Source organism: Candidatus Omnitrophota bacterium (genome assembly GCA_028712255.1).
Lineage (GTDB): Bacteria > Omnitrophota > Gorgyraeia > Gygaellales > Profunditerraquicolaceae > UBA6249.
This window is the reverse complement of sequence record JAQTQJ010000001.1, coordinates 25134-48911: the sequence shown is the minus strand read 5'-3', so window position 1 is coordinate 48911 and position 23778 is coordinate 25134. Positions and strand designations below refer to the sequence as shown.

24 protein-coding genes and 1 pseudogene are annotated in these 23778 nt (G+C 39.8%); 1 reads left to right on the top strand and 24 read right to left on the bottom strand.

The features are described from left to right. Positions 1-7: 7 nt before the first annotated feature. From xerC to PHC29_00230, 9 genes are all read right to left on the bottom strand, one after another. Positions 8-877 carry a tyrosine recombinase XerC gene (gene xerC / locus PHC29_00270; GenBank protein ID MDD5107934.1) on the bottom strand — a complete coding sequence of 290 codons (870 nt, stop codon included), beginning with the start codon at positions 875-877 and terminating at the stop codon, positions 8-10. A 159-nt stretch (positions 878-1036) separates the two neighbouring features. Beyond that, positions 1037-1327: a GIY-YIG nuclease family protein gene (locus PHC29_00265; protein ID MDD5107933.1), complete on the bottom strand. Its 291-nt coding sequence runs from the start codon at positions 1325-1327 to the stop codon at positions 1037-1039. A gap of 62 nt (positions 1328-1389) precedes the next feature. Next, a complete protein-coding gene (gene topA, locus PHC29_00260) occupies positions 1390-3390 on the bottom strand; it encodes a type I DNA topoisomerase (GenBank protein MDD5107932.1) in 2001 nt (666 codons plus the stop codon). Then, positions 3390-4493 (bottom strand): DNA-processing protein DprA, encoded by a 1104-nt coding sequence (gene dprA, locus PHC29_00255; protein MDD5107931.1) that lies wholly within the window; start codon positions 4491-4493, stop codon positions 3390-3392. The genes topA and dprA overlap by 1 nt, the downstream gene beginning before the upstream one ends. Positions 4494-4628: 135 nt before the next feature. Continuing rightward, positions 4629-5126: a shikimate kinase gene (locus PHC29_00250; protein MDD5107930.1), complete on the bottom strand. Its 498-nt coding sequence runs from the start codon at positions 5124-5126 to the stop codon at positions 4629-4631. A gap of 68 nt (positions 5127-5194) precedes the next feature. Further along, positions 5195-5452 carry a SpoVG family protein gene (locus tag PHC29_00245; protein MDD5107929.1) on the bottom strand — a complete coding sequence of 86 codons (258 nt, stop codon included), beginning with the start codon at positions 5450-5452 and terminating at the stop codon, positions 5195-5197. Between the two features lie 49 nt (positions 5453-5501). Next, on the bottom strand, positions 5502-6542 hold the full coding sequence (locus PHC29_00240; protein ID MDD5107928.1) for a chorismate synthase: 1041 nt from the start codon (positions 6540-6542) through the stop codon (positions 5502-5504). 104 nt (positions 6543-6646) lie between these two features. After that, positions 6647-7156, bottom strand: a complete 510-nt coding sequence (locus PHC29_00235; GenBank protein MDD5107927.1) for a thermonuclease family protein — start codon at positions 7154-7156, stop codon at positions 6647-6649. Between the two features lie 7 nt (positions 7157-7163). After that, positions 7164-7715, bottom strand: a complete 552-nt coding sequence (locus PHC29_00230) for a DUF3786 domain-containing protein (protein MDD5107926.1) — start codon at positions 7713-7715, stop codon at positions 7164-7166. A 58-nt stretch (positions 7716-7773) separates the two neighbouring features. Here PHC29_00230 and PHC29_00225 point away from each other — a divergent pair, with 58 nt between their 5' ends. Further along, positions 7774-9654: a DEAD/DEAH box helicase gene (locus PHC29_00225; protein MDD5107925.1), complete on the top strand. Its 1881-nt coding sequence runs from the start codon at positions 7774-7776 to the stop codon at positions 9652-9654. Positions 9655-9720: 66 nt separating this feature from the next. Here the strand turns inward: PHC29_00225 and PHC29_00220 are convergent, their stop codons facing one another. From PHC29_00220 to PHC29_00150, 15 genes and pseudogenes are all read right to left on the bottom strand, one after another. Further along, positions 9721-10143, bottom strand: coding sequence for an NUDIX hydrolase (locus PHC29_00220; GenBank protein MDD5107924.1), 423 nt, complete (start codon positions 10141-10143; stop codon positions 9721-9723). A gap of 117 nt (positions 10144-10260) precedes the next feature. Further along, a pseudogene (locus PHC29_00215) lies at positions 10261-10680 on the bottom strand (macro domain-containing protein). A 150-nt stretch (positions 10681-10830) separates the two neighbouring features. Beyond that, entirely contained in the window at positions 10831-11247 is a 417-nt protein-coding gene (locus tag PHC29_00210) for a secondary thiamine-phosphate synthase enzyme YjbQ (protein ID MDD5107923.1), read from the bottom strand. 9 nt (positions 11248-11256) lie between these two features. Then, positions 11257-13695, bottom strand: a complete 2439-nt coding sequence (locus PHC29_00205) for an AsmA family protein (GenBank protein ID MDD5107922.1) — start codon at positions 13693-13695, stop codon at positions 11257-11259. Next, positions 13692-15137 carry an HD domain-containing protein gene (locus PHC29_00200; GenBank protein ID MDD5107921.1) on the bottom strand — a complete coding sequence of 482 codons (1446 nt, stop codon included), beginning with the start codon at positions 15135-15137 and terminating at the stop codon, positions 13692-13694. The genes PHC29_00205 and PHC29_00200 overlap by 4 nt, the downstream gene beginning before the upstream one ends. A gap of 102 nt (positions 15138-15239) precedes the next feature. Continuing rightward, the gene (locus PHC29_00195) at positions 15240-15653 is read right to left on the bottom strand and encodes a bifunctional nuclease family protein (protein ID MDD5107920.1); all 414 of its coding nucleotides are present in this window, start codon (positions 15651-15653) and stop codon (positions 15240-15242) included. Positions 15654-15880: 227 nt separating this feature from the next. Continuing rightward, positions 15881-17770 carry an ATP-binding cassette domain-containing protein gene (locus PHC29_00190; GenBank protein MDD5107919.1) on the bottom strand — a complete coding sequence of 630 codons (1890 nt, stop codon included), beginning with the start codon at positions 17768-17770 and terminating at the stop codon, positions 15881-15883. Positions 17771-17877: 107 nt separating this feature from the next. After that, the gene (locus tag PHC29_00185) at positions 17878-18702 is read right to left on the bottom strand and encodes a Bro-N domain-containing protein (GenBank protein MDD5107918.1); all 825 of its coding nucleotides are present in this window, start codon (positions 18700-18702) and stop codon (positions 17878-17880) included. Positions 18703-18958: 256 nt separating this feature from the next. Further along, positions 18959-19375, bottom strand: a complete 417-nt coding sequence (locus tag PHC29_00180; protein MDD5107917.1) for a hypothetical protein — start codon at positions 19373-19375, stop codon at positions 18959-18961. Between the two features lie 54 nt (positions 19376-19429). Then, on the bottom strand, positions 19430-20068 hold the full coding sequence (locus PHC29_00175; GenBank protein ID MDD5107916.1) for a hypothetical protein: 639 nt from the start codon (positions 20066-20068) through the stop codon (positions 19430-19432). A 72-nt stretch (positions 20069-20140) separates the two neighbouring features. Next, positions 20141-20701 carry a hypothetical protein gene (locus PHC29_00170; GenBank protein ID MDD5107915.1) on the bottom strand — a complete coding sequence of 187 codons (561 nt, stop codon included), beginning with the start codon at positions 20699-20701 and terminating at the stop codon, positions 20141-20143. Between the two features lie 27 nt (positions 20702-20728). After that, positions 20729-21514: a DNA methyltransferase gene (locus PHC29_00165; protein ID MDD5107914.1), complete on the bottom strand. Its 786-nt coding sequence runs from the start codon at positions 21512-21514 to the stop codon at positions 20729-20731. Next, entirely contained in the window at positions 21515-22057 is a 543-nt protein-coding gene (locus tag PHC29_00160) for a hypothetical protein (protein MDD5107913.1), read from the bottom strand. A gap of 35 nt (positions 22058-22092) precedes the next feature. Next, the gene (locus tag PHC29_00155; protein ID MDD5107912.1) at positions 22093-23022 is read right to left on the bottom strand and encodes a DNA adenine methylase; all 930 of its coding nucleotides are present in this window, start codon (positions 23020-23022) and stop codon (positions 22093-22095) included. A gap of 15 nt (positions 23023-23037) precedes the next feature. Continuing rightward, the gene (locus tag PHC29_00150; GenBank protein ID MDD5107911.1) at positions 23038-23472 is read right to left on the bottom strand and encodes a hypothetical protein; all 435 of its coding nucleotides are present in this window, start codon (positions 23470-23472) and stop codon (positions 23038-23040) included. Positions 23473-23778 lie beyond the last annotated feature (306 nt).

The following is a 23778-nucleotide window of genomic DNA, read 5'->3' as shown; positions in this document are numbered from 1 at the left end:
TTTTACCTCAGGCATGCGGATGCGCCTTATCATAAACATTTTTTAATCTTTCGGTAGTTAAATGCGTATAAATTTGCGTGGTGGATAAATTCGCATGGCCCAGGAGCTCCTGTACTGTACGCAGATCTGCGCCGCGGTTTAAAAGATGCGTAGCGAAAGAATGACGAAAGGTATGGGCAGAAACCCCCGGCTTAGTCCCTGCTGCCTTTAAATACTTTTCCAATACAAAACGCACCCCGCGCGTAGTAATCCGCCGGCTGTTATTATTCAAAAATATGGCGTCTGTTTGTTTTTTTCTTTTATCCAGGTATTTACGGATAGCCAAAAGTGCAGTTTCACCCATCGGTACTATTCTTTCTTTCTTGCCTTTACCTCTTATTTTAAGAATACCACTGATAAAATCAATATCTTCTAAGTTTAATCCCACTAACTCCGAGATACGCAAGCCACTGGAATAAAATGATTCTAAGATTGCCCGATCGCGTAAACCTAACAAATCATCTTTATTCCTGCTATGCGCCGATTCAATTAATTTATAAACCTCCTCCTCAGTCATAAAAGAAGGCAAGTGTTTATCCAATTTAGGGCTAGAGAGCATAAGCATAGGATTAGTTTTAATATACCCCTCACGGCAAAGAAACCTAAAAAAGCTGCGTAGTGATGAAAGCCGCCGGCCCACAGTACGCAATCCTAAATTTTTCTCCTTTAAGACCGCCAAATATTTTCTAAGCATCAGGTAATCTATTTTTTCAAGGTCAGTGCCTGCGATAAACTTATTAAAACCTTGGAGGTCTAATTTATAATTTATAATCGTATGCGCAGAATAATTCTTCTCAATCTCCAAATACCGCACAAATTTTTCGATGTACTTTTCCATAACCTATCCCGTCATTCTGAGTCAAATTCCTGTCATCCTGAGGCGAAGCTGAAGGATCTCAAATAATTGACGTCCATAAATCAACCCAATTCGGATTAGCCTCCCTATTGTTTCCCCAGTGTCATTGCGAGTCCGCCGAAGGCGGACGAAGCAATCTTTTTATAACTTACTCCACAAATCATCCCACTCAGGATTAAATTTGTTAATCAGTCCAACTTTCTTCTGCCGAGAACCGCCCTTGATTTGTTTTTCTCTTAAAATAGCTCCCTGGATCTCTTCGCATATCTCATAATGGACCAATTTATGCACATGATATTTCCATGTGAATCCATCAATTAATCCATTCTTATGCTCATAAATCCTGCGCTTTAAATCGTCTGTTACGCCAACATAGATAACTTTATGATCCCAATTCGTTAAAAAATAAACGTAGTACTGCTTGGTTAGCATCCTTTAAAAGATTGCTTCGTCTGCGCCTACGGCGCATCCTCGCAATGACACCTAAGAAAAAATTAACTATCCCCCTCTTTATCCTCTGGTAAAGTACGCGAGGTAAAGGTACACTTGGGGAAATTGGAGCAGCCGTAGAAAACCCCCCGCCGGGAGTGGCGCTCAATAAGTTCACCTCCGCAATTTTCTGCAGGACACTTAACCCCTGAGGTAATAGACTTAGAATTCTTACACTCCGGAAAACCAGAGCAACTTAAAAATTTACCGCGCCTACCCCATTTTACTATTAGAGGCTTACCGCATTTATCGCAAACTTGATCAGTAGTTATAACTTCCTTGACAATATTTGCCTGGGCAAAATCCAAGCTCTCTTTAAAAGGCACGTAAAAATCTTCCAAAACTTTTAAACGGTTAAGTGTGCCTTCTTCAATCTCATCCAGCTTCTCTTCCATGAGCGCAGTAAACTTAAAATCAAGAATTTTAGGAAAATATTCCACCAACATATCACACACCTTAAACCCCAGCTCCGTAGGATTAAGATAACCTTTTATCCGGCGCACATAATCGCGCATAATAATCGTATAGATAATCGGCGCATATGTCGAAGGCCGGCCGATGCCCTCCTCTTCAAGCGCCTTGATTAAAGAGCTATCTGAATACCTCGGCGGCGGTTTAGTAAAATGCTGCGAAGGAGTAAGTTTCTCTAACCCTAAAATTTCACCCTCTTCAAGCGGAGGAATTACATTTTTAGCCTTTTCTTTTTCCTCCTCCTCTTCCTTATCTTCATCCTCAATCTTGTTGTAAGCCGCCAGGAATCCTTCAAACAATAAGTGGCTGCCGTTAGCAACAAATAAATATTTATCCGCAATAATATCCACAGAAGTCGCCAAAAACTCTGCCGGTTTCATCTGACTGGCCAGGAAACGATTATAGATAAGCTCATAAAGGCGTATCTGATCATGATTAAGAAAACTTTTTAGGCTTTCCGGTGAACGGGAAACATAGCTTGGACGAATCGCCTCATGCGCTTCCTGAGCGGATTTCTTAGCCTTAAAAACATTTGGCTCCTTTGGTAAAAAATCTTTGCCAAAAATCCTACCGATATGTTCGCGCGCCTCAATAATTGCAACACTAGCAACATTCGGAGAATCCGTACGCATATAAGTAATTAAGCCTACTGGATTATCTTCGCCGATGTCAATACCTTCATAAAGCTGCTGAGCCACCAACATAGTCTTTGAAGCATTAAATCGTAGTTTATTAAACGCCTCCTGCTGCATCGTGCTGGTGATAAAAGGCGCCGCAGGATAACGCTTTTTTTCTGTTTTCTTAATCTCTAAAACTTTAAATTCTTTATCCTTTAACTGTTCGCAAATAGCTTGAGCATCTTTATCATTTTTAATCTCTGCTTTTTTTCCGTCAACTTTTTCAAGCTTGGCAGAAAAATTACTCTGGCCGGAAATTTTAGGCTTGAATAATTCCGCAACAATCTCCCAATATTCACTGGCGACAAACTTTTGAATCAACCGCTCCCTTTCCACAATTAATCTTAGCCCCACGGATTGCACCCTACCTGCGCTTAAACCACGAGCAAGCTTTTTCCACAGTAAAGGGCTTAAAAAATACCCGACAAGCCGGTCGAGCACCCGACGGCCAACCTGAGCTTCAATCATCTTAATATTAAAATCGCGCGCATTTTTAAAAGCCTGGGCAACTGCGCCGGGAGTAATCTCATGGAAACTTACGCGTAAAACATCCTTGCCCTTAAATACCTTCTCTTTTATCTGCCAGCCGATTGCCTCGCCTTCCCGGTCGGGGTCGGTAGCAATGTATATTTTTTCTTTTGTCTTTGCTTCTTTTCTTAATTGTGTTAATAATTTTTTCTTGGCAGGAATAACCACATATTCCGGTTCAAATTTATTTTCTACATCTACGCCCAGTTTTTTAGCAGGCAAGTCGATAATATGCCCCATCGAAGAAACCACGGTATAATTACTTCCCAGAATCTTACCTATAGTTTTTGCTTTAGTCGGTGACTCAACAATGACCAGATTTTTGCTCATTAATTCCTCATAAATTGTTTGCCCGGCAACTCTTTGATTAATTTTTTAAATTGTAATTTTAAAATTAAACTTAAAATCTTGCTACTAGATAAAGAGGTCTTCTCCACTAAATCATCTATTGCCACAGGTTGCCGGCTTATACATTCATAAAGCATGTTTTCATCATCGGTACATGCAACCTTTTGATTCTCTTGCGGCAAAACCGCTTCTTTTTTACTAACAGTAACTAAATTTAATTCCTCAAGAATATCATCACAACAAGTAACCAATCTTGCTCCTTGCTTAAGCAACTCATTTGCCCCAATTGAACCGGCTGAATCAATCCTACCCGGTAAAGCAAAAACTTCCCTGCCTTGTTCCAAAGCAAAATCTGCGGTAATTAATGCCCCACTATTTCTGGCTGCCTCAGTAATTAAAACGCCGCAACTTAACCCGCTGATGAGCCGGTTACGGCGGGGAAAATTCTGCGCCAATGGTTTTGTTTCCATAGAAAATTCAGAGATTACTGCTCCGGATAAACTGATTTCTTTGGCTAAATCCGCGTTCTCTGCAGGATAAATATTGTTAAAACCACTACCCATCACCGCAATGGTGCGCCCTTTCACTTTCAGCGCTCCACGATGTGCGTAGGTATCCACACCGCGGGCCATCCCCGAAACTATGGTTATCCCGTAAGCGGATAATTCAGCAGCAAATTTTCCTGCACTACTTAAACCATAAAATGAAGCGCTGCGTGAGCCAACAATGCCAAAAGCCAAATCATCCTGCTCAGTTATGTTACCCAAAACATAAAGTACAATTGGCACTCCAGGAATCTGCCTTAAATTCTTCGGATAACTATCATCGTTTAAGGTAAGAATTTTAATCCCGCGCTTATTGGCAAAAGAAAGCTCTTTTTCTATATTCTCTTTTTTAAAAGCAACAATGTCAGAGGCAATTTGGCCTCCTATCCCAGAGATAGAAGCCAAATGTTCATACTTTGCGCTAAATATTTCTTGCGGTTTGCCAAAAACTTCCAATAATTTACTCAGCCTTACGCTGCCAATATTAGAAATTAAATTTAATCCAACAAATGCTTCCAGTTCAGTCATTTTTTCTATCATCCTAAGCCCTCATTCCTGTCATCCTGACCCTGAGCGGAGCGAAGGGGAAGGATCTCGCTTTTTTAGATTCTTCGCCCTTCGGGCTCAGAATGACGCGGGGCACTTTGTTCACCAGTGATGACGAGCCTTGTTTTCTTACTTGGTGACCTTGAGAATTTTCTGGACTACCTGCTTAACTGAAAGACCCGAAGTATCGATCATTTTATCGGCCTGCATATAATAAGGGGCACGCATCTTTAGTAAAAACTCAATGCGCTCCCGGGGCTTCTCTACATTTAGAATTGGCCGATGCGTACTGGATGAAACTCTCTTCAGGATTTCTTCACAATTAGCGCAAAGACAAATCAGGATTCCGGTTTTTTTCATCAATTTAATATTATCTTTATCTAAAACTACACCACCCCCACAAGCCACCACGAATTTCTTCTGGGTGGAAATTTGCTTTAATAATTTTTTCTCAATTTTACGAAAATACCGCTCACCCTCTTTAGCAAAAATATCCACAATCCTGCGTTGCTCTTTCAATTCAATCAGTTCATCCAGGTCAACAAAGTTCCATTTCTTCTGTGCAGCCAAGAGCCGGCCAACAGTAGTTTTTCCCGTCCCCATAAATCCCACTAAATATATATTCATTTTTAAATCTAGGGGACGGTTCTATTTTTCTCGGTACAGTTCTAGAAAAATAGAACCGTCCCCTAATTTTAGCTGCCTTTATACGCTTCCAGGACAACTTCACTTAACTGTTGCTTTAGTTCTTTGGTCGAAGGATAAACTGTGTTATACCATTTCCCATCTTTGCCTTGATGGCGCGGCATACTCACAAATAACCCTTTTTCGCCGTTTACCACACTAAAACCTTTGATCACAACTCCCGAAAATGTTACATCCGCAAAAGCTTTAAGCTTGGAATCGGTATCCAGCTTGTATATGCGGCTGACGCTGATTGCGTTCTCTTCCATCCTCTAATCACCCCCTTCTTACAACAATAGACGAAGGAGTTGATAAAATCTAACAGATTCTTTTTAAATAATTTTTATAGCTTTCTTTTATGTCTCTTAAACAATCAGAGCCGAACTTTTCTAAGAATGCCTCAGCTAAAACAAAGGCAGTCGCAGATTCAGCCACAATACCGGCAGATTCAACTACGCATGTATCTGAACGCTCAACCGCAGCCTTAGCAGATTTTTTACTTTGGATATTCACCGAATCAAGCGGTTTCATGAGTGTAGAGATCGGCTTCATGCAGGCGCGTAAAACAATCTCCTGGCCGTTAGATATCCCGCCTTCAATACCGCCTGCATTATTAGTCGAGCGAAAATAGCCTTTTTTATTATTAAAATAAATCGCATCATGCACTTCTGAACCAAAACTAACCGCATATCCTAATCCTAACCCTACTTCAAAGGATTTAATTCCCGGAATAGCCATAATTCCTGCGGCCAGCCGGCTATCCAGCCTGCGATCAGCCTGCACATAGCTGCCAAGACCAACCGGTACATTTTTAGCAACTACCTCAAAAATCCCACCGACTGTATCTTTATTACTAATCGCCTCGGCTATTTTAGCCTCTATGCCATTTTTGGTAAATTCTCCTCCCACCGACAAAACATTACTGGTAAGAACAATTCCAAACTCCTTAAGCAGCCCCTTACATATTGCTCCTATTGCCACCGTCGCTACCGTGCTGCGCGCCGAAGCACGTTCCAATACTTCCCGGATATCCGTAAAACCATATTTCAATAACCCGGCTAAATCCGCATGTCCTGGACGAGCAGCCAGAATTTTATGCAACTTTTCAATACTAGCATCTTTATTCTTAATTAACAGGGTAATTGGGCTACCCAGGGTAAAATTATTTTTTAAGCCAGAGACGATCTCGGCCCAGTCACTCTCTATCTGCATACGCTTGCCACGGCCAAATCCTGCTTGCCTGCGTTTTAATTCTTTATTTATCGCAGCAAGATCCACCTGAAATCCAGCCGGAAATCCTTCTAAAATAGCAACTATCCCTTTTCCATGTGATTCACCTGCAGTTAAACACCTTAACATGAATGCCTCCTGTATTAAATTCTATTTAAATTATAAGCTGTAAGTTATAAGTTGTAAGCTTACGGCTTATAGCTTACCACTTAAAGCTAAGGCTTATTTAGATCTTACTCCCACAATCCTCTCTTATTCTCTCTGGCTTGACGGTTTAATCTTAAAAACAAATCCGCGTATTTTACATTCGGTGGATAAGTCATCAGCGAAGCATACCCCTCCTCCACAATCTTGGCGTTTACAAATGTTCCGTCTTCCAGATAAACATAGGCCAGGATTCTTTTATATTTATCATATCTGTCTACATCAAACTCTAATCTTGCTCGTTTACCTTCAACAAGTTTTTTAGTAAATTCATAAGAACGCCTGCCTAGTTGCTTAATTGCCTCAACATCTTGGCCTGAACGCGCAGCATCACGATTAAGTTTATTCGATTCGTGCATCTCTGGAGTATCGATACCGATTAAACGTACCCGCTCCTTATTTTCCAATACCAGCGTATCTCCATCTACTGCTCGAGTTATCAAAATATTACTATAATCATAACCTTTACCACTCGATGCCTGACAACCCGTTATAACTAAAACTACCAGAAATAATAATAGGACAATCTTTTTGCTCATTTTTCCCTCATAACTGACTGGCGACCATTTGTGCCAACATTACAATATCCTCGGTACAAAAAATATTCTTTATGCTTGCATCAAAATACATATTGGCATCCGGACCAAACTCCGCATCTTGTTTCCATAATTTAATCAGCACCGGAACATTTGCAAAAGCCTCAATAATAATACTTACATCCCCGCCTTCTGAAATTTTTCCCGGTAACCTGCCTAAAATATCTTTAATCGCATCGGGATTCTTGCCATATTTGCGAATTATCGGTTCAATCGAACGCTTATGATATGCATCGTAATAGCCTTCAACCCCAGAGAGCTCCCTAAAAGTAAGCCACTGGCCGCCTAATATAGGCAGTCCTTTTATTCTTTGCGCCAGATAATGTAAAATTAGAATACTCACAAAATCCTTGGCCGGCGCATTACAGGATAAAGAAAGAATATTCTTGGCTACGCTATCTACACTATACTCATCCGCCAAAAACTTTACAGATAAATTCTTGGGCGCCTTAAGGTTAGCTAAATCCTCCCAAGACTTTTTTAACGCAACTTCATACCCCATAGTTTTATTATATTATTTTTATTAGATAAATCAATCTTTTTAGATTATAATAAGTCCCATGATTTATGACCGCTTTCAACAGGAGGCAATTGACCACATAAACAACGGGCACTCGGTAATTGTCTCTGCTCCTACCGGCGCCGGCAAAACTGCGATTGCCGAACACATTATTAACGAAGCTATTTGCAACAATCTGGGAGTAATCTACACTGCTCCGATCAAAGCCCTCTCCAATCAAAAATTCCGTGACTTTCAAGGACAATTTAAAGATCATATCGGAATCTTAACCGGAGACGTTTCCATTAATCCGCAGGCTCCGATATTAATTATGACTACCGAAATCTTCCGTAACAAAATACTGGATGAGCCGCGTAGCCTTGATAAATATTCCTGGATTATTTTTGATGAGATTCACTACATTGATAATCCCGAGCGCGGTACAGTCTGGGAAGAATCATTAATCTTCTTACCTAAACACATGCATCTTTTAGGATTATCAGCGACAATCCCTAATATTGAACAGTTTGCCAAATGGATCGAATCTATTCACGATAAAACTGTAAAGGTTGTAATTGAAGAAAACCGCCCCGTACCACTGCATTTTCTCTTCCAGTGCCAAAATGAAATCGTCAATAAAATAGAGCAACTTCGGCGTATTCGCTCAAGCAAACCCAATAGATTAAGTACGCTAATTGATTATCTACGCAACAATGATGGGCTACCGGCAATTTATTTTGTTTTTTCCCGTAAGCGCGCCGAAGAGCTTGCCCAGGAGTTATATGGATTTAAATTCTTAGATGCTAAAGAATCCCGCGCAATCACCCAATTATACGAAGACCTGCTGGAAAGATTCGATTTAAAAAATGAACAGTCTGCGCAAATTCTTTATCCTTTAGTGCAACGCGGCATTGCCTATCACCACGCAGGCATGCTGCCTACATTAAAAGAAGTAATCGAACGGCTCTTTACCAGCCGCCTGCTTAAAGTTATCTTTACTACCGAGACATTTGCCTTAGGAATAAATATGCCCAGCCGCTCGGTTATGTTTGACGGCTTGCGTAAATTTTACGGCACCTATGTGCGTAATTTAAAAACGCGCGATTTCTATCAGATGGCCGGGCGAGCAGGCAGGCGCGGTATAGATAAAGAAGGCTTTGTTTACACCCGGGTTAATTCCCAAAGAATGACCTTTGATGAAGTACACAGGATAATTTTTGGCAAACCCGAAGAGGTAAAAAGCCAACTCAACACATCTTATGCTACACTGCTTAATCTTTACGAAAAATATCAGGAGGATTTATTTAAGATCTATCCTCTTTCTCTGCATTATTTTCAGTCGCGTAAAAATGAACAAAAACAGGCTTTAAGCCTCCTTAATGCAAAACTAAGATTGCTCAAAGATACAGGCTATATTCACGAAGGTAAACTTACAGAAAAAGGGAAATTTGCCAAAACAATTTATGGTTATGAATTGGTTTTGGCAGAATTATATGACCAGAATATGCTTGAACAATTAGATGAATTTGGATTAGGAGTAGTGGCTGCGGCAATAGTTTTTGATCCACGCAAAAATCAGCGCATGCCGCTATCGGTATCCAAATCCAGCCGCATGATCAAAAGATCCTGTGAAGAAATTTATGACAGAATAAAAGATAAAGAGCGCCGTTATAAAATTTACCCTTTTAGCAAACTACCCTACTTTCACCTGTGCTCCTGCATGGAAGCATGGCTGCGCGGCACAAGCTTTGATAAAACTTTACAGATGACTGATTGCGATGAAGGTGAAGTAGTGAGGTATTTTAGAATGAGTGTGCAGGTCTTAAGGGAGATTGCCAGCGCCCCGATTGCCTCCTACCTACTTAAAGATAAAATCAAAGAAACCATCCGCGTAATTAACCGCGACATCGTAGACGCCGAAAAACAGCTGCGCGAAGGATAAATAAAATAAAAGGGACCGTTTCTGTTTTTCTAAACTTAAAAGGTAGAAAAACAGAAACGGTCCCTTTTATTTTGAATTTAGATAATCCTGAAGAATCTTTTTATGGTCAAAAGCAAATTGCATCTTCTCTATTTCATTTAATTTAATAACTTTTAAGCCTGCGGCATCATCTCCGGCTCTAGGGATTCCTTTAGCTTTGGCAATAAATACTGTTCCGGCTGTATGGAATCTGGGGTCACGGTTAGGAGCAGAATAGGTATGAAACTGTTTAACCTCGGTCAAATCAAGATTAGTCTCTTCTTTTGCCTCTCTTATTACCGCATCTTCTAAGCTCTCGCCGTAATCTACAAAACCTCCTGGCAGCGCCCAGCCAAAAGGCGGATTACTACGCTGAATAATTACAATTCCTTCGGGTAATTCAATAATCGCATCCACGGTAACATAAGGCCCACCGGACAATTTAGTCGTTACATATTCCAGATAGCCCAATACGCCTTTATTAAAAATAGTAACAGCCTCCTGATTATTCAGACAAAAAATTACTTCTTTAAGGGGCGACTCCTGCTGACGCAGGTGCTTTAAAACCTCCTGAGCCATAATTTTAGCTGAAGCAAGCAATGGAAATCCTCCTGTACCACAACCTAAAGCCGGAAAAACAATTGAACCAATCTTTAATTCACTAACCAAGTTTAATGAGCTCCTACAAGCATCACGAATTTTAATCTCATCCGTCTTTCCCGCCCAGCTCTTACAAAGCTCAGGCGGGATCCCGCCTGATGATTTATTTGATTGGCGGGAAAAACCTATCCCCATCGTAGCAGCGTGAATTACATATTTTGCTGGCAATTTTCCTGCGCCGGTAGCAACTGCCTCTCCAATTTTAATCGGGCCTTTTTTTACTGCCTCATCTTCGATAATTTTACCACCCTTGCGCCTAATTGCCCCGGCAACTCCCCCTCCCATCACCAATTCATTATTAGCGGCATTAACAATAGCATCAGCCTTTATTTCAGTAATATCACTCATTACTACCTTAATTTCTGTATTTTTTATTTTCATAATTACCCTTAAATTTCCGTCATCCTGAGTCCGCTTCAGGCGGACGAAGGATCTCTTTTTAGATTCTTCGTCGCGCGCCTACGGCGCACTCCTCAGAATGACTTTAATTTATATCTACTATTCTCCGATTATCTTAACTAAAACGCGCTTTTTTCTTTGACCGTCAAACTCGCCGTAAAAAATCTGCTCCCAAGGACCAAAATGAAATTTGCCTCCGGTCACCGCCACCACTACTTCTCTGCCCATAATCGTACGCTTTAAATGTGCATCCGCATTATCCTCACCGGTAAGATTATGCTGATATTTATCTTTCCCAAACGGAGCCAATTTCTCAAGCCAGGCGGAGAAATCTTTATGCAGCCCACTTTCGTCATCATTAATAAAGACACTGGCAGTAATATGCATGGGATTTACCAAACACAAACCCTCTTTAATTCCACTTTTAACCAAAACCTGCTCTAGCTGATCCGTAATATTAATAAACTCCTGGCGATTCTTCGTATTAAAGAATAACTCCTGAGTATAAACTTTCATACCAGCCCCCTACTGTTTCCCGAAAAGCACATCGGTTAAACCTTTTAAAATATTGTTTACCGCCGTTTTAAAACTATATTTTGGCTCGGCAAGTGTACCGCTTAATTTAATCACCGCGAATTTTCCAGACTGGCCGATAATTGCAGTAGTAAGATCCTTTAATGTCCCGCTCACCGGAACCATGTCACTTAAAATATCCACATTTAAAGCGCCTTCCAAAGATCCATCAAAACCAATTTTTAACGGCCCGGTTAGGTTAGCAATATTACCCTTTATTTGCAGCTTATCCGTAGAGAAAAATTTATCTTTTATCAAGAAAGCACAATCACATTCTGAAAGTTCAATGCTACCCAAATCCTTGGTGAACAATATCTTACCCAAACCCTTAAACAAATTTAATTCCCAAAGCCTTCCCTCTTTTACACTAAAGCTACCGGCTCCGCTAAGCTTACCCATATCTGTTGAAAATCCGTTAAGTTTAAGTTCTCCAAGCAAAGTTCCAGATATATTTTTATTTTTGGATGCAGTATCCATTTTAAGTTTTTCTAATTTAATTCCATCGGCTTTTAACTCCAGTTGATAAGGAAAATCAGTAGTATCAAGGTTTAAGGCGCCAGATCCTTCAATTGATCCATCATAAATAGCAATACGTAAATTTGGTATCTTTACTATTTTTTGATCCAACAGAAAATCCATGGATAAACTCTGCGTACTGAAACCATAGAGAGAAAAATTATTGCTCTTAAGTTTTGCCTGTAAATAACAATCCTTAAAGCGCGACGGATTACCGTTTAACTTAAATTGCGCATCCAATTGCCCGGCCGGCCGAATAGATTTTATCGCCGGGTACTGTTTATCCAGTATCGTGCTTAAATTACCCAACTCCAAATTAAACTTACCGCTCAGGTCAATCTGCAAATTGGCAGAATCCGAATTATCAACATCGCCGGTTACTGTAAACTGCGAATCAAGATATTTACCATTAAGCTGAGTAATCTTTACTTTCTTACCTAATAAGTTAAAATCCGAGGTCAACGAGAGATCCTGGGAAAAAAGTTTCAGTTTAATGTTTGGCGCTTTAAAATCAGAAAATGTTCCGCTACTCTGATAATCTAGCCCCTTATACTTAAATTTAGTATCTTTCCAGTTAAACCCCTGTTGGCTAAATTCAATAACAGAAACAATATCTTCTACAGGAATATCTTGCTTATCTAATTTTAAACTCGCGCCGGTTATACCAACTTCACCATCCACTCCCCAAACGCCTAATGCATCCGGATGCGCTTTAATCGTTAAAGCAGCTTGGCCACTAGCTGAATTAATCAGGTTAAAATTAAATTTCTCTTTGGCAATAGGCGGCAGAATACTAAGGTCTAAATTAGTATTAATGCTTAATACCGGAGTCTTAAAATCCTTAATCCCCAGCTTGATTGCAAAAGGTACACCCAATAACTGCGCCTTCAAACTATCTGCAACTAACGAGCGCTGGTTAAAAGAAAACGTGCCGCGAAGATTCTTGATTTCACCCAAGAAATCTATTCCTGTTATATCAGCCTGCCAAATATTACAAAAACCATCGAAAGCAGTTTTCTTAGTTTGCAGGTTATATTCAACTTTAGCTTGCACCCCGGAATTCAATTTGGCTTTTAATTTGTCTTTTTCCAAAACTAAATTCTCTCCCTTGGCGTTAATATTAGCCTGCAATAACTGGTCTTTAAAACTAATCTGAGCTTCTAAATCGATACTGCCTGAAACCAACTGGTTTAAATTATTATAATAGGCCCCAAACTCAGCCAATGATAAGTTTTTAACTGCAAGATTTCCGGAAAACTCCCGGGTCAAAATTTTATATTGCCCTGAGGCGCTGATAAAAACAGTAGGATTCTGCGGCATCTCACCCTTAAAATTGAACTTTACGCTTGCCGGCAGGCCCAAATACAGATTAAACTGAATATTCTTAATCTCTTTTTTGAATTTAGTAGCCAGAGTATCATCTTGAAAAGCAACATTGCCCGATACGACACATATTTTAAGAACAGAAACACTGAATTCAGATTTCTTTGCAGGGACTACGGCTGCAGGAAAAAGGTCCTGTAGATTAAAACTGCCATCAGCTTTGCGCTCTAAGAAAATATATGGGCTTTTAAGGGTTATTCCCGGGATAATGATTTGCTTCTTGAGGATAGGCCAGATAAAAACGGAGCAGCTTGCCTGGCGCGTGCTTAAAATTACATTCTGCGTATCGGAAATAACCAAATCTTGCAAAATCAACCCCTTAAATATGCTAAACTCCAGCGATTTTAAGGTTACATCTTTTCCGGTCTGTTTTTTCAGCGTTGAAATAACAAGTGCTTTTATTCTTACGGGAAGCACTACTTTATTTAAATAGATTATGCCTCCAGTAAGGATCAAAAGCAAAATTAGCGTAATTATAATAAATTTCTTCATTGTTCTTTCTTAATTATTTTAGCGGCTAACTCCAAAGCCTCTTTTTTATTCTTAATCTTACCAAGCGCCTGAGCCTCTTCCAACGCTTCAAGAACTGTGCCTATTAATGGAGATGCCTTCAACTTAAATTTATTCATAATATCATTGCCGTTAATCAGGCGAATAACTTTCTTCTCGCTTTGTTTTTTTAGCAACTTATGAATTAACAACTTAACTAATTTTTCATGCCGTACACGCGAAAGTGCGGTAGCCAGCGGGCCTTTAGTGGCGCGCTGGTCAGCCAACGATAACAAAAGCACAGACAATGCCTCATTACCTGTATCACGAAAATAACGAAAGATTGCCCGCTGAGTAGGGTTTTGGTAATCTGCCAGATATCCGGGGCGTAAATGCCAGAGCACAATCTTCTCTAAAGAGCGGCCCTCCTCATTAGATAATTTTAGCCTGCGCCAGATTACTCTGGTCAGCCCTAAACCTACCCTCTCATGGCCGTGAAAAATAATTTTCCCTTTTTCCCGGCGTAAAGCAGCAGGCTTACCCACATCATGCAATATACAAACTAACTTTAGAAGGCTTGATCTTTTATGAAAGCTAGAAACCTCCTGCTCAAGATAATTATTTATCTGCGGATTATGTTTAACTAATTTTAAAATCAATTCAAACTGCTTTAATGTTTCTAAAGTATGCTGCCAGACATCCAGATGATGATAAGGCCCCTGCCCGATATGGCGCATCGGCTTTATTTCCGGGAATAGTATCTCTAAAATCTTTAGCTTATCCAAAATAACTAAAGAATCATAAGTTGTGACACTATCAAAAATCTTAAACAACTCATCACGAATACGTTCGCTGGACACCGCGATGATCCTGCTTTTTTCTTTTTTTGCCAGGCGTAAGGTCTCTTTATCCAAACTAAACCCAAGCATGCAGCTAAAACTAAACGCGCGTAGGATCCTTAAAGGATCCTCTTTAAATGAACTTAGGCCAACAACCTTAATTATTTTACGCTCAAGGTCACTTCTTCCAAAATACGGATCAATAATCAATGCATTTAAATCTTTGTCTGAGAAAACATCGCTCAGCGTAAGAGCCATAGCATTAATCGTAAAATCCCGGTGCAAAAGATCTTTTTCCAGAATTGGCGCGCGGAAATCCGTAAAGTCAAAGGTGTAAAGTTTACCATCTATCCTCTTTACAAGGCGGCAAGCCCCATGCTCAGCATCCAAAACTACATAAGCAGCCCTGAGCTGCTTAGACAAAAGCCGGCCAAAATTTAAGGCTCCCTTTTTCAAACAAAAATCAAAATCAGGATTTTCTTTTTTTCTCTTTAAGATTAAATCACGCAAGACTCCGCCGACTAAATATAATTTCACCTTTTTTAATTTGGCAAAATTATAAATCGGCTTTAAAATATTTTTTTCTTTTAGGCTAAATTGAAGCATAGAAATAAAGGGGACGGTTCTGTTTTTCTCATTTTTCTTTCAACCAAAAATAGAACTGTCCCCTTTATTTATCAGGTATGGCAAAGAGAGCGGTTCCATTTATTACTTATCTTTATTGAACATTTCATACTGCTGAAGAATTGCATCTTCAACAAAAATCGGCGCATGACTCCTCACGGCCAGTGCAATACTGTCGCTTGGCCGGGCATCGATACTTTTTTGTTGGCCGTCAGCAGTTTTAATGAGGATCTTGGCATAAAAGGTATTCTCCTCCATTTTATCGATGACAACCTTCTCCACGGTTGCCCCCAGATCGCCAAGCAAAGTAAAAATTAAATCATGCGTCAGAGGCCGCGGAGGATTAAACCCGCTGATTTTTAATTTTATAGCCGATGCCTCATTTAAACCAATCACAATCGGCAACATCCGGCTGCCGCCCTTTTCTTTTAGGGCAATCAACTGATCATGCCTCTTCTCATCAATCACAATCTTATTCAACTCCATTTCAATCATCATCACTCCCGTGTAAGCGTGTCATTACAAAGTAACTGTGTCATTACGAGGTAGCCGTGTCCTTGCGAAAAGTAGCCGGTGTCATTGCGAGGAGCGAAGCGATGAAGCAATCTTTTAAACTACTTATTACCCCATCAATCACCCGCAATACCAACTTACTTATTAGCTAAGTATTATAAGTCCGAATATGCCAGTTATCAAGAAAAACTAGATGCACCGCGCAATTATTCTTATTCCGATAATTCCTCTAAATACTCCCAGCGCGCGTAGGCCTTTTCCAGTTCATCTGATAATAATTCTAATCTGACCTTGGTTCCGGCGATCTCTGCAGGATCCTTCTCGTAAAATTTAAAATCCGCTAGGTGAGCATATATCTGTTTTTGCTCATTCTCTATTTTCTCGATTACCGAAGCAAGGCTATCAAGTTCATGCTGTTCTTTAGAAGTAAGTTTACGCGGGACTACCGGTTTTTTGGGGCGGATAATTTCTTTTTTCGGTTTTGCTTTTACCGCGGGCTGCTGGGCGAATTTTCGCTGGCTTAACCAATCATCATAGCCTCCGGCATATTCATTAATTAGGCCATCCCCTTCCAAAACCATAGTCGAGGTAACTACATTATTCAAAAAAACTCGGTCATGACTTACTAAAAGCAGGGTTCCCGGATACTCCAGCAATAATTCTTCCAAAAGCTCAAGAGTTTCAATGTCCAGGTCATTGGTCGGCTCATCCATGACTAAAACATTTGAAGGCTTGGAAAATAACCGCGCCAGAAAAAGACGGTTACGCTCCCCGCCTGAAAGCACCTTAACCGGAGTGCGCGCCCGGTCCGGAGTAAACAAAAAATCCTGCAAGTATCCGATGATATGTTTGGGTTTACCGTTAATCACGATGGCGTCAGATTCTCCGTTGACGTTTTCGGCCACAGTTGCATCCTCATCCAGTTGCTCGCGCAGCTGGTCATAATAAGCAACCTGCAAATTCGTTCCCAAGGTTACCTTGCCTTTTTGCGGCTCAAGCTGCCCCAACAGAAGCCGTAACAAGGTTGTCTTGCCGCTGCCGTTGGGCCCGATCACGCCGATCTTATCGCCCCGCATTATTTGGGTGGAAAAATCCCTAACCAGGCATTTCTCCCCAAAACTAAATCCAAGTTGCGCGACTTTAATCACCCGCTGGCCCGAAGGGTCAACTTTCTGCGCGCGCATGCGTACTTCTCCGATTGCCTTACGCTGTTGCTTCTTCTCCTCACGTAAACGCTCCAGCGCCTTAACCCGGCCTTCATTGCGGCACCTGCGCGCCTTAACTCCTTTACGAATCCAAACCTCTTCTTCTGCTAATTTTTTATCAAAACGGCTATCCCGGGCTTCCTCCATATCCAAAGCTGCTTGTTTACGTTCAAGAAATGTCTTATAGTCGCATGACCAACTATATATCCTTCCCCGATCAAGCTCAATGATCCTAGTAGCTAAACGCGTCATAAACATCCGGTCATGGGTCACAAAGAAAACCGTACCCGGGTAATTGAGCAAAAATCCTTCCAGCCAAAGCATGGAATCAATATCCAAATGGTTAGTCGGCTCATCCAGCAGTAAAACCTCCGGTTTAAGCACTAAAGCCCTAGCCAAAAGCGCCCGGCGTTTCTGCCCTCCGGACAACAGGGAAAAATCGCTATCCGGATCCAGTTTCATTTTGGCAATAGCCTCTTCTACCTGATTATTCACATCCCAACTATCAGTATGGTTAAGTTTATCTTGGAGAGTATCAAGCTGCCTCAATAATTCCGGAGTCTGCTCTGTTTGCAGACGCTGGGTAAGGCGGTGGTGCTGGCTTAAAAGTTCAGCCCGCGCGCCCAGCCCCGAAAGAACGATATCAAAAACATTCCCGGTGATATCCACAGGCACCTCCTGCGGCAGATGAGCAACCTGAATTCCTTTTTGCGTGATAACTGTACCCGCGTCAACCGGCTGCTGGCCAATCATCACCTTCATTAAGGTGGTCTTTCCCGCGCCATTACGGCCAAGCAGGGCAATACGTTCCCCCTGCTCCAGCTGTAAATTTAAACCATTAAAAATCAGCGGCCCGCTAAACGCAAGATTAACTTCCTGTAAACTGATAAACGCCATTTTATAACTAACCTTTTTATTGTTATTGAGGTTTAAGAAATAGGGAGCAAAAGGAAAGATTGCCGTACTATATATCTTCAGTCATTCTGAATCCGCTATTGATTTGGTTATTTATAAGGCAAATTTTTGACTCTTTTAGATTGCTCCAAAAAATTATCTCTTGAAACAATCGGCCTTTTTATTCTTTTTTCCAATTGTTTTCTGGCATTGCCGGCAATATCTCCTCCGGCCTTGGCATCGCTTTTAAGCTTCGGCACACCTTGCGAATCTTCAGTGCGATGAATTTCGGTAGTTGACCTTTCTCCAAGCATTGTAAAGATAAGCTCAAAATCATCCATATGGTCACGCAGATTTTCACGTTTTAACCGTTTTATCTTCTTATACTGGCCAGGCGTAATCCCAAAGGTAGCTTTTGATATTTCTGAAGTTAAAATTTCGTAATCCTTTTTTTCTTGCGCACCGCGTTTCTGCCATTCATCCGTAAGTTCTTCACGAATAGCAATACCGCGCATACGTTTTTCAATCCAGCTATCGGGATATCCTTTGAGTTTATAGAGCATCCTTGTCCGTTTGGTTGCCAACTCCGGATTCTCAATTTCCTGCACTCGCTCATAACCAACTTTAGCCAACCAACGTTTAAACGGCTCTGCTTTGGGAGATGGTATTGACTGAATAATACGAAAAACTCCTTCTGTATTAGCGCAATTCATCTTTTGCTTTCCACCTTCTGTGTGAATTTCAAGGGTATGTACAATTTGTACCCACCCTTTAGCCAGTTCCGGATCTCTTTGTTTCATTCTTTGAACATACTGCTTAGGATCACCTGAATCAATAAGAGCAATAACTACATCTTCAATCACAAACCACCATTCATTATTATAAATGACTTTCCGTATCCCTTTTCCTTTAAATACCGCCATCTTCGTCTCCATGCTATCCTCCTTTTCCTGCGTTATTATTATCCTCTTACTACAACTGACGCAAGAAAAGGCAAAATCTAACAGAAAATTTCTATATATCTTCAGTCATTCTAAGCTCACAACTGATTATGTATACATCCCCCCGTCATTCTGAGCCACCTGTTCTTCCGTCATTCTAAGTCCGCCATCCTCCTGTGTCATTGCGAGGAGTCCGCCAACGCCCTGTGGCGGACGACGAAGCAATCTAATTGACGCCCTACTTAAATACTTATCTCCTCCCCCACCATACCCACCCAAACAAGCGCACAAAAAAATAATACAACCCCGCAAACCTAAAACCATCCCTTTTTAAAATAGCATAAAACTCTCTATCAACTTCCTTACGCTTAATAAATAACCTAACCTTTTTGCTAAATTGATAGAATACATCATGAACTAAAGAAGCATAATAAGTTTTACTCTGCCCAGTGCCAAAATTCAACACCGCCTCAGGAACACCAATATAAATATCTTTTATTTTAAACTTAGGACTGCACCCATCCCAAGCATACCCTTGGGAATTTGTTCCCTTTATAATAATCGCGCCATCCAGAGCCAACTTAACCCACTCATTCTCAAATTCCCGTCCGGTTATTGAGGATTGATACCGATAATTTTCTCTAATGCAATATATGTAGACGGACATTTAGATTACTTTTAACGAATGAACAACCTAGAAGCCTCACTTAGTCTTATTTTACTAATGAGACTTTCTTTTTAATTCTTCTTCATGCCACTTATCTAAGTGACTTGCTTTTTCTAGCTGCTTTGCACATGAATCAGTAATACCGAGTATCAATCCAATCTGTTGGTATGAAAGACCTTCTTTGTGTAATTGCAAAATAATATTTCTTCTGCGAAACGCGGTTTCGCTTGGGACTCCTTGCTTAGCAACAATTCTTAATGATTTTTCTTTCTGATCCTCTGTCTGGTAAAACATCGGCGTTCTATAAAAATCACCCTCATAATGATCCCAACCCAAAAGATGCGAAACTAAACTAATTAATTTACCAATTATATCAATATCGTTATTATTATTTTTAGAACAATATTTTAATTCTCTCTCTATACTATCAAGATCAGCATTCAAATTTTCTCGGAAGAGTTCATCCGTGGTAACTATCTGATTTATTCTCTTTCTAATTTTGTTCATAAAATTTTTACACTCTTTCTTAAAGAAGGAACAGTTCTGAAACGCGCTTGCCATTCCATGCCGCTTATTCATACCATAAAGTTCCCAAGCAGCCATCTCCATTTGCAAAGAGTAATGGAAACGTTCTTGTTTTATTTTTTTACTTTTCTTCATAATTATTTTATTGAGACTTAATTCTGAAAACATCAATTTTTTATCTAGCGAAACACTTTAAAAACTATCAATTTTGCAATTCTGTGGACCCAAAATTCCCTTTACCTATCTTTTGCCCAAGGTAGCAGTAGCCAGAATATGGAATAAATCTTCTTCCTTCCTTAAACCGTCCAAAACGCGTTTAAACATATATGCATCAGCTCTATTTGTTTTTTCTTGCAACATTAACAATTTAGCCAAGAGTATCAAAAATCTTACGCTATACTCTCCCTTTTCGCTTAACTTCTGGAATTTTCCTATTTCCACTCTACTAATATTCAGCATTCCTTCAAGATCTAATGATTGCCTTTCAACTTCATTTTTAAGAGGAACGGTTTTATTCCAGATACTGACGAAAAAATCCATGAATTCTTTAGTTAAATCTCCATAAGATTGCATTTTCATCAAAATATCAACAGTCCAATGAATATGCTTCGGGGTTCTAATCCGAGACCACATCCTCTTATCCTTTGACTTCTGTCTATATTTTATCAATATATCAAGCGTACTCAATGTACCCCGATAGACAGCGATAATTGTAGAACCATTGACCTTAAACGTCTTTAAAGGTTGATGAATTAACCCCTCTCTTTTAAAACTCATATCTGGTAATTTTTCTTTAACCATTTTTAACCTCACCCAACAGCATACTTCTCAATTAATCGCACTACTATCCTTAAAGATGCCACTCTGTTCTTCCTTCCCTATTTTACGAAAAACAAATAGATGCTCATGCATAATGAGTAAGAAATCTTTTTCCTGCGCGTTCCAATACTTAGTTGTGGAACAATTATGCTGAAGCTTTATAATGTCTTCCTTGAGAATAAACCCAGCCTTAAGAAAACGGTTCATAACATTAAAGGCAAGCGGAACATAATGCCGCCTACGACGCGTATCTCCTATGAGGATTGCACAATATTTACCAGACTTGAGAACACGATAACATTCCAGAGCGACTTTTTCTATCTCATCACAAAATTTCGAAAGACTGTAAATTGCAGAGAGATCGCCTTCGATTTCTTTATCACCATATTTAATAATGTTTAAATATGGGGGATGAGTAGTAATTAAATCAATGCTTTCGCCTTCTACGGATTTTAGATCCCGGGCATCCCCGTGTTTAATGACCGACTCATAACATTTGTCACAATCAAATTTACATGATTCCTGAGCAAGTTTGATAACTTCGAGATGGATATCAAAACCTATTCCTCTCCGGCCCAATGATTTTGCTTCAATCATTGTAGTACCACTGCCAACCATTGGGTCTAAAACAGTGTCGCCTTCTTTAGAATAAAGCCGGATGAGATTATTGGGGATTTGAGGGGCCCAATTACCACGATACTTAGCGTTATGCGTTAACCATTTACCGCGATTGGGGAATGACCATACTGTTGTAGTCTGAAGCTCTAAATCATCCTGCTCGCACTTGTTTTCCATTTATGCTTTTTTGAGTGGTAATCCAAGCCATGCCATAGGAAGCTCATTAAACCTATAGTGACAATTCACGCTATGTATATAATCTAATACATCTTTATATTCCGGTTTTCTGAACCAATCATTTAAAACATAAACATATTCTACTTTTAACCCAAGTGAAGAAACCAGCTTAAAATACTGTTTACGCTTAAAGTCACAAGTCTGTAATTTCTCATCAACTGAACCACCAACTTGTTGATACTTAACCTCAATAATAAATAGGGTTTCACGGACAATAACCAATAATGCGTCATCGGGCAAAAGTCTCTTTGCAATCATTTTTTTCCAATCAACATTAGACTCGGTTAAAAATTTATAAAATTCATATTTCCTAAAACATCTCGCAACCAACTTCCCCTCAAAGAAAACTCCCTTTCCGGATTTTCCCAGGGCTGTTTTAACTTCATAGCCTGCAATATCGCCAATAAGCTGCTGAAAATCAACTTTTCTTTCAAAATGCAGGCCTGTTAATGTTTTTGCTCCGCCTAAACCACCAGTTTTCATACATAGCTCCTTATCAATGTTCAAATACCTTTGATTTAATAATTCATGACCAGAATCTCGTTAATCTCGCTCCGTTTTGAAGCATCACAGTTTATCATTCTTCGAGCTTTTAGACGCTCAATGCGAAAACCACTATATAGCTTATCAAAAAAATTATCGTCCTTATCCTCATTCTTAGGGTCAGAATTGCTAAGCATAAGTTTTACGCCATTAATGTTATTTAACTTTTTAAACACAGCAGAAAGACGTTGCTGTTCACTATCATTAAACTCACTGGCAGAATATGAAGTAAAATTGGATGTTTTATTCAAAGGCCTATACGGGGGATCGAAGTAAACAAAAGATGATGCTTTGATTTGCCGCTCGACTACGCCGAAATCATCATTAGTTATTACTGCTCCCTGCAAAAGCTCACTTACTGCCCTAAGATTATCATCATTACAAATGGTTGGATTTTTATACCTGCCGAAAGGAACATTAAAATCTCCCTTGGAATTAACCCTGTATAATCCATTAAAACAAGTACGATTTAAAAAAATAGTTGATGCGGCTCGATTAAGATAATTCTTAACCTGAGAATGCTTAAAATCTATATTCTTTCTCGTAACATTATACTTGTGCCTAATTTCATAATATAATTCTTCTTGGGCTACACTATCAAAAGAATAATATTTTTTCTCCAATGCTCGCAACGACTTAATTACTTTCTCAACACTGTTTTGGATTGCCGCATAACACAAATATATATCAGGGTTAAATTCGTTAATAAAAGCGTCTTTCAGTTTACAATTTTGTTTGACCCAGAAAAAAACAGCTCCGCTGCCTAGAAATGGCTCATAATAATGTTTAATAATCCCCTTGCCGTTTAGTTCCAGAGGAAAATATGTCTTAAATTGGTTGAGGAGCTGCCCCTTACCTCCTGCCCATTTTAGAAACGGCTTAGCTTGCTTTAACGCCGTAATCATTCTATATTCCATGAATTATTGAGTACATAATAAATTAAGTTCGATCGAACGTGGTTTTCTATTCTTTTTAAGATCTTTTTTTCCAGACGGAGTCATAAGAACAATGGCATCGTAACCTAGGAATTTAGCTCTCTCAAACATCTTAGCGTCTAAATCTATCCTTTCCTGATACCAGAATTTTTCATTCTCCAATTGGTCAAGCAATTGCATATTATGCCCATTCGGGAACAATTGCATAAGAATTTCTCGTTCGGAAAAACCATAGATAGGATTAGAAATGAATACACTCTCAGGAGTATCACTTGGCCTTCCATAAAATTCTGCCTGTTGATAAGTCGATGCCAAAAACTTACCACGTTTACTATATGCCCTGGAATCCTGAGGCGGCACATGCCACCATTCAGATTTATTTATTTTATCAACGATGATTTCTTTTATACAAGCTTTCATGATTAACCCCATATTACAAATTTACGAATAGAACGAGCCTAAAAACAAAAAACCTCCGCTCTTTTTAGCGAAGGTTTGGATTATTTTAACGTGGCAGATTCCCCCTTCAAACGTACCACACCTGACTTTCATTTTTGATTCTATCATTTTATTTTACTCAGTCAATCATTATCTTTCTATGTGTTTTATTATACCATGGAATCGAAAAAAGAAAACGCTAGAACAGTTTCCGGGTAGCAGTAATGTTCCAAAAAGATTGCTTCGTCGTCCGCCACAGAACGTTGGCGGACTCCCTCAGAATGACGA

Bases quoted from the DNA above. Each gene is read 5' to 3' on its own strand.
- PHC29_00165 (MDD5107914.1), bottom strand. From the start codon at position 21,514: ATGGAAAACAAGTGCGAGCAGGATGATTTAGAGCTTCAGACTACAACA.
- PHC29_00200 (MDD5107921.1), bottom strand. From the start codon at position 15,137: ATGCTTCAATTTAGCCTAAAAGAAAAAAATATTTTAAAGCCGATTTAT.
- PHC29_00230 (MDD5107926.1), bottom strand. From the start codon at position 7,715: ATGGGGTATGAAGTTGCGTTAAAAAAGTCTTGGGAGGATTTAGCTAAC.
- PHC29_00155 (MDD5107912.1), bottom strand. From the start codon at position 23,022: ATGATTACGGCGTTAAAGCAAGCTAAGCCGTTTCTAAAATGGGCAGGA.
- PHC29_00185 (MDD5107918.1), bottom strand. From the start codon at position 18,702: ATGGAGACGAAGATGGCGGTATTTAAAGGAAAAGGGATACGGAAAGTC.
- PHC29_00265 (MDD5107933.1), bottom strand. From the start codon at position 1,327: ATGCTAACCAAGCAGTACTACGTTTATTTTTTAACGAATTGGGATCAT.
- PHC29_00180 (MDD5107917.1), bottom strand. From the start codon at position 19,375: ATGTCCGTCTACATATATTGCATTAGAGAAAATTATCGGTATCAATCC.
- PHC29_00175 (MDD5107916.1), bottom strand. From the start codon at position 20,068: ATGTTTTCAGAATTAAGTCTCAATAAAATAATTATGAAGAAAAGTAAA.
- PHC29_00245 (MDD5107929.1), bottom strand. From the start codon at position 5,452: ATGGAAGAGAACGCAATCAGCGTCAGCCGCATATACAAGCTGGATACC.
- PHC29_00195 (MDD5107920.1), bottom strand. From the start codon at position 15,653: ATGATGATTGAAATGGAGTTGAATAAGATTGTGATTGATGAGAAGAGG.
- PHC29_00240 (MDD5107928.1), bottom strand. From the start codon at position 6,542: ATGTTAAGGTGTTTAACTGCAGGTGAATCACATGGAAAAGGGATAGTT.
- topA (MDD5107932.1), bottom strand. From the start codon at position 3,390: ATGAGCAAAAATCTGGTCATTGTTGAGTCACCGACTAAAGCAAAAACT.
- xerC (MDD5107934.1), bottom strand. From the start codon at position 877: ATGGAAAAGTACATCGAAAAATTTGTGCGGTATTTGGAGATTGAGAAG.
- PHC29_00150 (MDD5107911.1), bottom strand. From the start codon at position 23,472: ATGAAAGCTTGTATAAAAGAAATCATCGTTGATAAAATAAATAAATCT.
- PHC29_00250 (MDD5107930.1), bottom strand. From the start codon at position 5,126: ATGAATATATATTTAGTGGGATTTATGGGGACGGGAAAAACTACTGTT.
- PHC29_00170 (MDD5107915.1), bottom strand. From the start codon at position 20,701: ATGGTTAAAGAAAAATTACCAGATATGAGTTTTAAAAGAGAGGGGTTA.
- PHC29_00190 (MDD5107919.1), bottom strand. From the start codon at position 17,770: ATGGCGTTTATCAGTTTACAGGAAGTTAATCTTGCGTTTAGCGGGCCG.
- dprA (MDD5107931.1), bottom strand. From the start codon at position 4,493: ATGATAGAAAAAATGACTGAACTGGAAGCATTTGTTGGATTAAATTTA.
- PHC29_00235 (MDD5107927.1), bottom strand. From the start codon at position 7,156: ATGAGCAAAAAGATTGTCCTATTATTATTTCTGGTAGTTTTAGTTATA.
- PHC29_00205 (MDD5107922.1), bottom strand. From the start codon at position 13,695: ATGAAGAAATTTATTATAATTACGCTAATTTTGCTTTTGATCCTTACT.
- PHC29_00225 (MDD5107925.1), top strand. From the start codon at position 7,774: ATGATTTATGACCGCTTTCAACAGGAGGCAATTGACCACATAAACAAC.
- PHC29_00160 (MDD5107913.1), bottom strand. From the start codon at position 22,057: ATGAAAACTGGTGGTTTAGGCGGAGCAAAAACATTAACAGGCCTGCAT.
- PHC29_00210 (MDD5107923.1), bottom strand. From the start codon at position 11,247: ATGAAAGTTTATACTCAGGAGTTATTCTTTAATACGAAGAATCGCCAG.